Origin of the sequence: Paenibacillus etheri, from assembly GCF_001012825.1 — a bacterium.
Lineage (GTDB): Bacteria > Bacillota > Bacilli > Paenibacillales > Paenibacillaceae > Paenibacillus_AQ > Paenibacillus_AQ etheri.
In genome coordinates this window covers 111866-125044 of the sequence record NZ_LCZJ02000037.1, presented here as the reverse complement: position 1 = coordinate 125044, position 13179 = coordinate 111866, and the positions used below count along the sequence as shown (strand labels likewise).

10 protein-coding genes and 1 pseudogene are annotated in these 13179 nt (G+C 44.0%); all 11 read left to right on the top strand.

Translation table 11 applies throughout. From position 1 onward, the window contains the following. The first annotated feature begins 193 nt into the window (after positions 1 to 193). Positions 194 to 586: a flagellar protein FlaG gene (locus tag UQ64_RS24115; RefSeq protein WP_060625933.1), complete on the top strand. Its 393-nt coding sequence runs from the start codon at positions 194 to 196 to the stop codon at positions 584 to 586. A gap of 16 nt (positions 587 to 602) precedes the next feature. After that, complete coding sequence (gene fliD, locus UQ64_RS24110) at positions 603 to 2489, top strand: flagellar filament capping protein FliD (protein ID WP_060625932.1); 1887 nt, start codon at positions 603 to 605, stop codon at positions 2487 to 2489. A gap of 28 nt (positions 2490 to 2517) precedes the next feature. After that, positions 2518 to 2916, top strand: a complete 399-nt coding sequence (gene fliS / locus UQ64_RS24105) for a flagellar export chaperone FliS (RefSeq protein ID WP_060625931.1) — start codon at positions 2518 to 2520, stop codon at positions 2914 to 2916. Then, the gene (locus UQ64_RS24100; RefSeq protein WP_060625930.1) at positions 2909 to 3244 is read left to right on the top strand and encodes a flagellar protein FliT; all 336 of its coding nucleotides are present in this window, start codon (positions 2909 to 2911) and stop codon (positions 3242 to 3244) included. Before fliS ends, UQ64_RS24100 begins: the two co-directional genes overlap by 8 nt. 234 nt (positions 3245 to 3478) lie before the next feature. Further along, entirely contained in the window at positions 3479 to 3676 is a 198-nt protein-coding gene (locus tag UQ64_RS24095) for a cold shock domain-containing protein (protein ID WP_019915069.1), read from the top strand. Positions 3677 to 4009: 333 nt separating this feature from the next. After that, positions 4010 to 5181: pseudogene (locus UQ64_RS32990) on the top strand (IS110 family RNA-guided transposase). 411 nt (positions 5182 to 5592) lie between these two features. Beyond that, complete coding sequence (locus UQ64_RS32625; protein ID WP_060625927.1) at positions 5593 to 7029, top strand: S-layer homology domain-containing protein; 1437 nt, start codon at positions 5593 to 5595, stop codon at positions 7027 to 7029. A gap of 229 nt (positions 7030 to 7258) precedes the next feature. Further along, entirely contained in the window at positions 7259 to 7807 is a 549-nt protein-coding gene (hpf, locus tag UQ64_RS24075) for a ribosome hibernation-promoting factor, HPF/YfiA family (protein WP_042131328.1), read from the top strand. Between the two features lie 279 nt (positions 7808 to 8086). Next, positions 8087 to 10594: a preprotein translocase subunit SecA gene (secA, locus tag UQ64_RS24070; protein ID WP_060625926.1), complete on the top strand. Its 2508-nt coding sequence runs from the start codon at positions 8087 to 8089 to the stop codon at positions 10592 to 10594. A gap of 367 nt (positions 10595 to 10961) precedes the next feature. Then, positions 10962 to 12075 (top strand): peptide chain release factor 2 gene (gene prfB, locus UQ64_RS24065; protein ID WP_156417658.1). Its coding sequence is split into 2 segments (ribosomal slippage): positions 10962 to 11033 and positions 11035 to 12075, totalling 1113 coding nucleotides; the frame shifts between segments, so codons are not numbered across the junction. Between the two features lie 148 nt (positions 12076 to 12223). After that, positions 12224 to 13108 (top strand): YitT family protein, encoded by an 885-nt coding sequence (locus tag UQ64_RS24060; RefSeq protein WP_042131326.1) that lies wholly within the window; start codon positions 12224 to 12226, stop codon positions 13106 to 13108. Positions 13109 to 13179: the final 71 nt, after the last annotated feature.

Below are 13179 nucleotides of genomic sequence, written 5' to 3'. Positions count from 1 at the left end.
GAGTTCATTTAATAGAATGCTCATTTAAAGTCAACGATGTAGTAGAATCGATCATCCTAGTCCATTTTCTTTGATGCTCTAGTTATATTAATAACTTAGAGCTTTTTCTCTTGACTTTGTCCCGAATCCTAAATTATCCCTGAAACTAACCGATATATAGATTATAAAATGAGTGTTGGTGGAGGTCGGGGTTATGAATGTACAGTTCTCTCTTTCAGCGAGTTCGACAACAAGTGTCCAGAGTAAACCGGAAGCAATAACGGTCAGTTCTGAACAAGCAGTAAATTCAAGTAAAGTGGCAGGTATTCGTAATACAAGGGATATGAGTCTGAAGGAAAACCAGGGCGTGAATGTATCTGTTGCGGAGGAGCAGTTGATCCGAACCATTGAAAGAGCTGTGAAATCCCTCCAAGGACCTCAGACCACTCTTGAGATTAGCATCCATGAGAAAACACATGATATTATGGTCAAAGTGCTTAATAAGGACACTGGTGAGCTAATTCGCGAAGTCCCCCCAGAGAAGACTCTGGATCTTGTAGCTAAGATGATGGAAATTGCCGGAATACTTGTAGACGAGAAAATTTAGTATAGGAGGTGTTGTTTTGGTTACACGTGTAAATGGATTTTCAGGGATGGATATCGATAGCATGGTTAAGAGCATGATGGCCGCCAAGAGGGTGCCGCTGGACAAACTTAATCAAGACAAGCAGCTCCTGCAATGGCAAAGGGAAGGATACCGGGAGTTGAACAGCAAGCTGTACGATTTCCGGACAAATAAATTAATTACTAAGTACGGAGGGAATGCTGCGCTCAACGCTCAAAAGGCAGTGGTTACCGGAAATACAACAGCTGTTAAAGCTGAAGCTTTGGCTACAGCAACCGGAGTGGATATGAAGGTCAGTGTTACCCAACTGGCAACAAGAACGACGTACGAAACTCCCGGATTGGGACAAGGGAAACCGGTTACTACCTCGTTAGCGTCCTTGGATGGTGTTAATCTCTCAAGTATGTCTTCAGCTGAACAAACCGAATATTTGAAAAAAGGTTTTGATATCAGCATTAACGGTGAAACGTTCAAAGATAAGGATGGAAAGTCCATCTTTAACGGTCTGACCTCAATCTCAACACTGGTGGCAACGATTAACGCCTCCTCCAAAGCCAATGCTATTGCGAGCTATGATGAAGTTACAGGCAAGCTGACAATTGCCTCCAAGACCAGCGGTAAAGATGGTATTGTAACAATGGGGACGCCTGCAAGCAGTAATACATTGCTGGGTCTGTTCTCGAAGAGCAATCTTAATGTGGTGGAAACCAATAAACTTACGGGCGTTACTACTGCAACTACAGTAACTGAGCTAATAAATAAAAGAGACGGTACCTCCCTAGTTGATGCTGATGTGAAAGACATAAAGTTTACTATCAATGGCAAGGAGTTAGTAGTTAAAGGCTCCGATTCTATTACTACCATTATGAATACAATTAATGGTGCGGGTGCCCAAGTAAGCGCAAGCTTTACTACAGATGGAACCTTGAAGCTTGTTGGCGATTCTGGGGGGGACGTTAATCTCGGTGGAGATTCTTATGGATTTATGAAGCTTTTTAATGGGAGGCAGTCAAATCCTGCAGATGATAATTCCATTAAAAAGACCATAGATGGGGTAAATGCTAAAGTATCCATCAACGATGTAGCAATTGATAACGTTAACAGTAATACTTTTACCATTAATGGTGTACAGTTGACGTTGCAAGAGTTGACAAAAAAAGATGCAGCTTCTGCTGATATTCCGGTTTTTATCAAGACACAGACAGATCCTGATAAAGCTGTGGAGTCCATCAAAGGGTTTATTGAGGATTACAACAGCTTGATCGTATCTTTGAATGCGAAAATCGATGAAGCTAAATATCGCGATTTTAGACCTTTGACAGATGAACAAAAGACTGCATTGAAAGATGATGATATTAAGACTTGGACAGAAAAAGCTAAGAGTGGTCTACTTAAGAATGATGATATAATTAAGTCTGTATTGTCCGAAATGCGCGGTATTATCACTGAGAAGCTGGGGCCACTCAGTACACTTGGAATTACAACTGGAAATTATATGGAGAAAGGCAAGCTTGTAATAGCAGATGAGGCTAAGTTGAAGAATGCAATCAGTGCTAATCCGCAGCTAGCTATGGATTTATTGCAGGGGCCAACCAGTGCCCCTAAAGAAGGAATATTGGATAAAATGGCTGATAAAGTATCGGCTGCTATTGATAAGATTTCGGAGCGAGCTGGCACAAATAGATTCTCTATGGACCTTACCAGTACCTTCAAAGAAGAAAGTGTAATGGGCAAGAAGATGAAGCTCTACAACACACAGATAACTTCAATGCTGACTATGTTAAACAATGCCGAAACACGTTACTACAAGCAGTTCTCAGCCATGGAAACGGCAATGAACAAGTTGCAGTCACAGTCTAACAGTCTTTTCTCCACATCCAGCTAAGATAATTATAAAATAGAGGGTGACATTATTGATAACATCTCCTTATGACAAGTATCGCCAATCTTCTGTCAAAACCTCAACGCCTGCACAGTTGGTAGTCATGCTTTACGATGGAGCCATTCGTTTCGTTAGAACTGCGATGGATGGTCTTAGCAAACAAGACTATGAGAAGACCAGTCTTAATTTTGGCAAAGCCCAAACTATTATTAGTGAATTAATGAGTACATTGGACTACTCCTATGAGATATCTAATAATCTTTATTCACTTTATGAATATACAAATTTCTTGTTAGTGGAAGCCAACATCCGCAAGAGCCCAGAAAAAGCGGAAGAGGCTATCGGCTATCTTACAGAACTTCGGGAAACTTGGCTACAAGCATCCAAAATCGTGGCAGGCCAAGGACAGGCTGAAAGTGCTCATGGATGAGTTAATTCAGAGGCTGAAGGAACTAACCTTAGGCATTACAGATAGACTCGGTGAGACTACCTATGAGGAGTTGGAGCTTTTTGTCGAGGATCGTCAGGAGCTTGTCGATTCTATTGCAGAACAAGCCGAAATTTGTAAGTCGACGCCCGCACAAAAACAAGAAATTAATCGAATTTTGGAATACGATAATGTGATTTTAGACAGAATGAACGCTCTTCGTTCGGAAGCGCAAGACTGGCTGCAGAAGCGTAATCAGGCCAAGGTACAGCGCAGCGCCTACGAGGCTGCTTACACTCCGGATAGTTTTCTAATGGATCGCAGAAAATAATATATTTCAGTGTTTCACTATAGGAGTAGACGGGTATTAAATACCGTCTACTCTTTTTTTGATCGTCACACCAATCTATTTCTTAATTATGGAAAATTAAATGTCCTATTTTACGTGGTAAATTATTGCATGTAAACATTTACTTTTCCAATTGACAATGAAGAAGTCACGGTGGTATAGTCGATTTGTGAGCAAGACTCACGTTCATCTGATGACGAAGGGAATGTTTAATCAATGGAAGGTAAAGTAAAATGGTTTAACGCAGAAAAAGGTTATGGTTTTATCGAGACTGCAGACGGTGGCGACGTATTTGTACACTTTTCCGCGATTCAAACTGATGGTTTCAAGACTTTGGATGAAGGCCAATCCGTAGAGTTCGATATCGTTGAAGGCGCACGCGGACCACAAGCAGCTAACGTAATCAAATTATAATCATACGGCTAAGCCGACCTACATATAAGTAGATGGTTAGCAATTTAGACAGCGCTAGCAAGGATCTTGGGAATTCTCCCGAGGTCCTTTTTTCGTATTATTAGGTCAGCCAGAAACTTCTGGTTGGCCTATTTTTATAGGTGCCTTAAGATGGCGGTAGCCGGGAGAACGAGCTTCTTTTTGGGGGAATCACCCCGTCACAAAAACTGTTCTCCTACTACCTCCAATGACCATGTTTGAGCTGGTAGGGGCAATAGACCCCGTATCACAAGCGAAGCTATGGGTTTGGAGCTATCGTAGGATTGCCGGTAAATAACGAATCAGGAGGTTGTTATGGAACCCGTTGTAGGCGTGGATGTAGCAAAAGGATGTAGTGTGGTGCAAGCCTTTTTAAAGCGGAACGAGCCTTGGAGAAGGGCAACAAGTATCTTACATGAGACAAACGGGTATGAGCTATTGGGGGAGATATTGACAGAACTGCAGACACAAACAGCGCATTCGCCAGTCGTTGTTATGGAAGCGACGGGGCACTATCATCGTGGACTTGTTGCCTATCTGGAACGCAGCGGTTGGAACTATTTCATCGTCAACCCTTTACAGGCTAAACGAGCGAAAAACACCCAGCTACGTAAGGTAAAGACGGATGCGGCAGATGCCTGGCATTTAGCTGAGATGTATTACCGGGGAGATGTTCATCCGCACCGGACTTGGGAGGAGGGATATACGGAGCTTCAGCATGTGACGAGGCAGCATGAGTTTGTAACTGGGATGTTTGTGCAAGCGAAGTTAAATATGAGAGCGTTGTTGGATCAAGTTTTCCCAGGATATGAGAAGGTATTTCACAATCTATTCTCAGTGACATCTTTACGCGTGCTAGCCAGCTGTTTGGAAGGTCAGGTCGAGGATCTTCAGGGAGTTATTCAAAAAAACGTAGGGACATCCCATTCTAAGAAGTGGGCAGAAGCTAAAACGGAATATCTTAGGGAAGTGTTGTCCTACTGGAAGGAGCAGCCAAAGAGTCGTGCTCAAACCTCCGTTTTGCGCAGTATGGTGGACTTGGTCTTACAAAACAATTGAGCGAACTGGAGAAGCAAATGGATGAACTGGTAACAGCTCTTCCGGAGGTTGAACTGGTAAAGAGTATACCGGGAATCGGAGATAAGCTGGCAGCAGCAATTGTCGCAGAAATCGGAGATGTCCGGCAGTTTGAAGGTGCTAAACCACTGGTGGCTTTTGCAGGATTGGACCCCGGAATATTCAGTTCCGGTAAATTCACAGCGACCAGTTCCAGAATTACAAAACGCGGCTCCAAGAGACTACGTCGGGCGTTATATTTAGCCGTACAGTGCGGTATTCGAGGAAGTACAAATCCAAAGATACGGGAGTACTACGATAAAAAAAGAAAAGAGGGCAAGCCCTACAAGGTGGTCGTGATCGCCTGCGCCAACAAGCTACTCCATCACATATACGCCATCCTCAGTAAAAAGCAGCCCTTTCAACCGTAACACCATAATTTTCCAAAACCTTCACGCCAATGAAGGTTTTTTGTCATACTTAAAAATAGTATACCAAGAAGCGTGCAAATCACCAATACAAAATCCTTGACAAGTATTAGCTGGTTTTTGTGTGTTTGGGGCCCCCGCAAAGTACCTGAGTATGGATCGAAGTAAAGCTCCACTTTGTGGGGATATTTTGTGCGTTCATAAGCCTCTTTCAAGGCAGTTAAAAGAAAGAAAATAACAGACTTTGTAAATTTATATTATGGAAAATGTTAGAACTCTTAGAAATGTGGGTAATAGGTATACGTTGAGCTGTTTATCTTACCTCGACGCACACTATGTTAGCTTAGGCCAATACTTCCATGAGAGATTCATATAGCCTATGCTATCAAAACTTTTAGGAGGATGATTAGCAGGATGAAAAAGAAGTTGCGCGGTCTTATGACCGGAGTTTTAGGAGTTAGTATGTTATTAGGATCTCTTGGCAGCGTATCCGCTGCCTCCGTACCTAAGGATATTCAAGGTCACTGGGCCCAAGCTCAGCTACAGGAATGGTTAGATAGTGGATACCTTGGAGGATACCCAGACGGTACAGTTAAACCAAACAAGGCAATTACACGTGGAGAGTATGTGACTCTGGTAAATCGCCTGTTCGGTTTTAAAGAAAAAGCAACTGTAAGCTTTAAAGATATGAAAAGCACAAACTGGAACTACAGTGAAGTGGCTAAAGCCGTGGAAGCTGGTTATATCGGAGGATACGAGGACAATACGTTCCGTCCTAATAGTCCGCTCACAAGACAAGAGGCGGCTGTAATGGCTGCGAAATTACTTAAATTGAGCACTAATACCACTACTAGCAAATTTAAAGACAATGCACAAATTGCAGCATGGGCAAAAGGTGCAGTAGCCGCTGCAGCAGATAAGAAGATTATTAACGGTTATCCGGATGGAACCTTCGGTCCTAAGAGATCGTTAACACGTGCAGAGGCTGTAGGTATCATCAATACCTCAGTCATCTATTATCCGGGTAGCGGCACAGGTGGTGGAGTAATTCCTACCCCAACGCCAACGGCTACTCCGACACCGACAGCTACCCCAACGCCAACAGCTACTCCAGGTGGTAGTACTGGTGGAGGTTCTGGCGGAGGTAACGGTGGTGGCGGAAATGTCACAACACCAACCGTAAGTGGGGCAACCTATGGTAATGTTGGTTCGGTAACAGCCGATGTATACCTGACATCTTCCGTAACGGGCTCAGTGTACTACGTTGTAGCTCCTTATACTGCTAACGTAAGTGCACCGAGTGCATTGCAGGTGGAAAAAGGACAAATCAGTAACGGAACTGCAGGCGAAATTCGTGGTAGTGTTGCAACTGTAGCCAACACAACGGTTACACTCTCTGTTTACGGATTGAATCCTGGGACAGAATATGCAACATATATCGTAGTAGCGGATGCTTCTGGCAATCTGTCTACTGTAACAACCGTTCGATTAACTACTGCTCAGGCAACTGCAAACTCGATTACGCTTTTTGAACCAGGACAAGCAGGTACTGTTACAGCAGATGTATATGTTAAATATGGTGTGACAGGTGACACTCCAACCCCAGTAAGATATGTAGTATTGCCTGTTAATGAAAAAGCACCTAGCGCAGCACAAATTTCTTTAGGTCAGAATAGTGCGGGTACAGCATTGACTACTCCATGGACGGGCACGCTTACGTTCGCTCCTGGTGTAAAACATACGCATACTTTGACTGGATTGAAGGCTAATACCGCCTATAAGGTATACGTTATTACAGGATCAGGTACACAATTGTCACCTGTAGAAATCATCCAAATTCATACTAAGTAACTTAATCTTATACTGTCTCAGTTTGGGAATATAAGAATGGAATTCGTACTATAATAACGACAGGTTTACTCTTGGTCCGGTGAGGCGAATAGTTGCTCTTACCGGACTTGTTTTATTTGTGAACACTACGTCAATATTTGTTATCTAATTGTAAGGGCTGTAAGGAATTACTTTTTACTTAGCCTTAACAATTTGGTATAATGAAGGTGTAACTAAAGGAGGAGTGGCCATGCAATTCACCATTCGAGGTCAACAAATTGACGTGACCGACGCTTTGAGAGAATATGTTGATAAGAAGCTCAGCAAACTTGAGAAGTATTTCGAAGCACCCCCTACCTCTGAAGGGTCTGTGACGCTTGGCGTAGTTCGCGGCCTTCATACGGTGGAAGTAACCATTCCGCTTGCTGGCGTGACGCTTCGTGCCGAAGACCGCAGCGATGACATGTATGCTTCCATAGATGCCGTTGTGGACAAGCTGGAACGTCAAATTCGCAAACACAAAACGAAGATCAACCGTAAGTTCCGTCAAGAGGGACTCAAGACGCTGTTTGTGGATGGAGCTAGTACCGCTGTTGCTGTAGAAGAACAAGATTATGATGATTTAGAAGTTGTGCGGAACAAACGCTTTACGATGAAACCGATGGATGTAGAAGAAGCGATTCTTCAAATGAACATGGTAGGACATAATTTCTTTGTATTTTCCAATATCGACACCTCGGAAGTAAGCGTAGTTTACAAACGTGATGATGGTAAATATGGACTGATTGAACAGGGCTAAGATACAATGATGCCAGTTATGCTCTAAGTATAAAGGGCCTCGAGAGTTAGTCAGAACCTAAGAATTTTAAACCGAGCCCCTATTCGCTTGCAGCGAATAGGGCTCTTGTGCGTATAAGCGACTATATTTGAAAAATGTGGCTGATACACCTTGTATTGCGGCATCTCTTACAAACTGTTACAATTTATGAAGCAGCGGAATCGAATTTATAAATGGCCCTTTCAATTTTGTGAGGATGGGCTCGGTTCCACCATCTGTGTTGCATGAAAGGGGTTAACCATGCTAGGACTTGTAAAGAAAATATTCGGAGACACCAACGATCGTGACGTTAAACGTCTCATGAAGACAGTCGATGTAATTAATGGATTGGAACCGGAATTTGTAAAGCTATCTGATGAACAGCTACAAGCAAAGACAGCAGAATTCCGTGCCCGTATTGAAAAAGGCGAAACTTTGGAAGAAATTCTTCCTGAGGCATTTGCAACCGTACGTGAAGCTTCCAAGCGGACACTTGGTATGCGGCATTTTGATGTGCAGTTGATTGGTGGTATGGCTCTGCATGAAGGCCGAATCTCCGAGATGAAGACTGGTGAAGGTAAGACACTAGTAGGTACATTGCCAGTGTATTTGAATGCTTTGCTAGGTAAAGGCGTACACGTAGTAACGGTCAATGACTATTTGGCTCAGCGCGACAGCGCACAAATGGCACAAATCTATAACTTCCTGGGCATGACGGTTGGGGTTAACCTGAGCGGTATGGACCATGCTGATAAACAAGCTGCTTATGCCTGCGATATTACGTATGGCACAAACAACGAATTTGGTTTTGATTATTTGCGTGACAACATGGTGCTTTATAAAGAGCAAATGGTTCAGCGCCCTCTGTATTTCTGTATTATTGATGAAGTGGACTCTATTCTTATTGATGAAGCACGTACACCTCTTATTATTTCCGGACAAGCTGAAAAGTCTACAGAATTGTATTTTTCAGCAGACCGTTTCGTGAAAAAGCTTAAGGCTGAAGAAGACTATACGGTTGATATTAAAGTGAAGTCTGTAGCCTTGACTGAAAAAGGTGTGGCTACTGCTGAGCGCGCTTTTGGTATTGAGAACTTGTATGATCACAGTCATGTAACTTTGAATCACCATATCGTCCAAGCCCTAAAAGCAAATGTAATTATGCGTCGTGACGTAGATTACGTTGTAAACGAGGGTGAGGTCGTTATTGTTGATGAATTTACAGGACGTCTAATGTCAGGTCGTCGCTATAGCGATGGGCTGCACCAAGCAATTGAAGCGAAGGAAGAAATCGAAGTACAGAATGAGAGTATGACGCTTGCAACGATCACATTCCAGAACTACTTCCGTATGTATCGTAAACTCGGTGGTATGACAGGTACAGCGAAGACTGAGGAAGAGGAGTTCAAGAAGATTTATGGTCTTGAAGTTCTTCAAGTTCCTACCAATAAGCCGAACAAGCGTGATGATATGCCGGATGTTGTCTACAAGAGTGAGAACGGTAAGTTCAAGGCTGTTGTGGAAGAAATTGTAGAGCGTCACAAAAAGAACCAGCCTGTGCTGGTTGGTACAGTGTCGATCGAGAATTCAGAGCTCGTGTCTGAAATGCTGAAGCGCAAAGGTGTTAGACACCAAGTGCTTAACGCGAAGCATCACGCTGCGGAAGCAGAAATCATTACCCATGCAGGTCAGCCAGGTACAGTTACGATTGCTACCAACATGGCTGGACGTGGTACGGACATCGTTCTGGGTGAAGGTGTGACAGATCTTGGAGGTCTGCATATCATTGGTACAGAGCGTCATGAATCGCGCCGGATTGATAACCAGCTGCGCGGTCGTGCGGGTCGTCAAGGTGACCCTGGTTCTACACAGTTCTACTTGTCGCTTGGCGATGAGCTCATGAAGCGTTTTGGTGCTGACAACGTTCTGACTATGATGGATCGTCTCGGATTCGAGGAAGATCAGCCGATTGAGAGCCGCATGATCACGCGTGCTGTAGAATCTGCTCAGAAACGTGTTGAAGGTAATAACTTTGATATCCGTAAAGTCGTATTGCAATATGATGACGTGATGAATCAACAGCGTGAAATTATTTATAAACAACGCCGTGAGATTCTGGAGTCCGATAATATTAAAGATATCGTGCTTGAAATGATCAAACCAGTAATTGAGCGTATCGTTCTCGCACACTGTAGCGATGATATTCCTGAGAACTGGGAACTGCAAGAAGTTGCTGATTACGTAAACAGCAAGCTGCTTGAAGAAGGTGCTTTGACCCGTGATATTCTATGGGGTAAGGAAGCAGAGGAGATCATTGAGTTCATTTTCGCACGTGTGCTTGAGAAATATGCTGCACGTGAAGAACGTCTGGGTGCAGAACTTGTTCGTGAATTCGAGAAGGTAATCGTTCTTCGTTCCGTAGATAGCAAATGGATGGATCATATTGATGCAATGGATCAATTGCGTCAAGGGATTCACTTGCGTGCTTACGGTGGTACGGATCCACTTCGTGAGTATCAATTCGAAGGCTTTGAGATGTTTAATACTATGACTGCTACGATTCAAGAAGAAGTAGCTACTTATATTATGAAGGCTCACATCGAGGCGAATCAGGAACGTCAATCCGTTATTGATGAAGACAAGATTTCTACAAACAGTGAACCTGTTGAGAAACGTCCGGTTCATGTTGAGGCTGTGACTGGCCGTAACGATCTTTGCCCTTGCGGAAGCGGCAAGAAGTACAAGAATTGCCACGGTCAAAACGCATAAGACAAACGTTTAGTAACGCTCATATTCAGGGGTTGAAGGTGTAAGTCTTTAACCCTGATCTACATGGGTATACTAACCATAAAGAGCGGCTGGGCCCGGGGGTATCCCCCGTTTACGGCCCAGTCGCTTTTTTGGATATTTAGTATTCGAGTGAATGTGGAATGGAGAGAAGGTTTGGAACTGGAGAAACGTAGTGTTCGCCTTTGTTTCCGGATTCCAACCGCGATGCGGTTATAAATTCAAGGAATCTGGAAACAACAGCGATCGGAAGTCCAATCCTTCTCGGAATGGCTAATCATTCACTCATTTACTAACTGTCCAATAGAGCAAAGACCGTAACAACCTATTTTGAAAGGTGAAGTGACCTATGATAGAACCAAATGTAAAGCAAGATCTACGTGAAATAGGCAAGAAACTAACTGACCTTAGGGGGTCTCTTTGACTTAGATCTTAAGCAAGAGATGATCTCTAACTTTGAAGAGAAAATGGCCGCTCCAGGATTCTGGGATAATAGTGAGCAAGCGCAAAGCGTAATTGCCGAGATGAACGCTGTGAAATCTTCCGTAGATCAATACGAGAAGCTTCAACAGGAATACGATGATGCTGCGATGATGGCAGAGCTTGCGGATGAAGAGGGCGATGAAGATCTAGCAACTGAAATTGGGGAGACGATTCGCAGCCTAGGCAGCAAAGTGGACGATTTCGAGCTGCAATTGCTGCTTAACCAACCGTATGACAAGTTAAATGCTATTCTTGAGCTTCATCCGGGTGCAGGCGGAACGGAGTCCCAAGACTGGGGACAAATGCTGCTGCGTATGTACACCCGTTGGGCTGAAAAACGAGGATTCAAGGTTGAGGTGCTGGACTACTTACCGGGTGATGAAGCGGGAATTAAGAGTGTCACACTACTTATTAAAGGCTTTAACGCCTACGGATATTTGAAAGCTGAGAAGGGTGTCCATCGACTAGTACGGATTTCTCCGTTTGACTCTTCGGGTAGACGCCATACCTCTTTTGTGTCCTGTGATGTCGTTCCGGAAATTACGGATGATGTAGAAGTTGAGATCCGTACGGAGGATCTGAAAATTGATACGTATCGGGCGAGCGGCGCGGGTGGACAGCATATCAATACCACGGACTCTGCGGTACGGATTACTCACTTGCCGTCGGGTGTGGTGGTAACCTGTCAGAACGAACGTTCACAGATCAAAAACCGTGAACAAGCTATGAAGATGCTGCGTTCCAAGCTCTATGAGCGTAAGCTGCAAGAACAGCAACAGCATTTAGATGAGATTCGCGGCGAGCAATCCGATATCGCTTGGGGCAGTCAGATTCGTTCCTATGTATTCCATCCGTATAATATGGTCAAGGATCATCGTACTTCCGTGGAAACAGGTAATGTGGGTGCAGTAATGGACGGAGACCTGGACGCATTCATTGATGGGTACTTGCGTAGCCAGATCAAGGTTGAGGCGGATTAAGGGATTTTTTCGGGAATATAGGAAAGTATAAGGTTACTCCATACTTTATCTCTATATTTTAGGGGGAACGGATACCATTCTTTGATATGGATGGAATAGCCGGTTCTTCTTACGTAGAGCAAGATGACACTTTAAGGAGCGCCATGAAATGCAAAAAATCAATTCTCGTAATAAACCCCCGCTGATTCCTCTGAATGGGCCTGTACGTCATGTGGTGGACACCACGCTTATTCTGATCGGTTCGCTAATCACGGCACTGGGTTTTAATCTTTTCTTTCTGCCTAATCATATAGCTTCTGGTGGTGTATCGGGTCTTTCTGTATTGGCTGAAGCTTGGTTTGGGGCTGAACCGGCATTTACGCAATGGGCACTTAATATTCCGCTGTTTGTGCTCGGAGTAATCTTCCTGGGTAAACAATACGGCGTTCGCTCGTTGCTCGGGAGCTTTGTACTGCCGCTATTTATCTTGTTGACAAAAGATTTACCTACGCCTACAACTAATCCACTTTTAGCCTCCATTTATGGCGGTATCTGTGTCGGGGTGGGACTTGGCGTTGTGTTCCGCGGACGGGGCTCGACAGGTGGACTTACGATTTTGGCGCAGATCATTCAAAAGATATCTGGTCTCAGCTTCTCGGTTTCCGTAGTATTGTTGGACGGGACGGTTATTGTACTGGCCGCGTTTATACTTGGTATGGAGCAGGCGCTGTATGCGCTGATCGGATTGTTTGTGACAGGTAAGGCCATTAACGCGATAGAGGTAGGCTTCCGTTATACGAAGGTTGCTTATATTATCTCGGACAAGACAGATGAAATATCTGCGGCGATATTAAATGATCTGGATCGTGGTCTGACAAAGCTGGATGCACATGGCGGGTATACGGGCGATGCACGTACTGTTCTGATGGTAGTGGTAGGTCAGAATGAAGTTTCGAGACTGAAGGCGATTGTCCAATCCGTAGATACAAGTGCATTTGTTATTATAACCGAAGCACATGAAGTGTTAGGCGAAGGGTTTAAAAGAGAAGCGTAATCTCCCCTAAGGTGGAGGCGACGCTTCTCTTTTTTTGTAAATAGGGTTATATTTAGGGATAATAAAGTTCA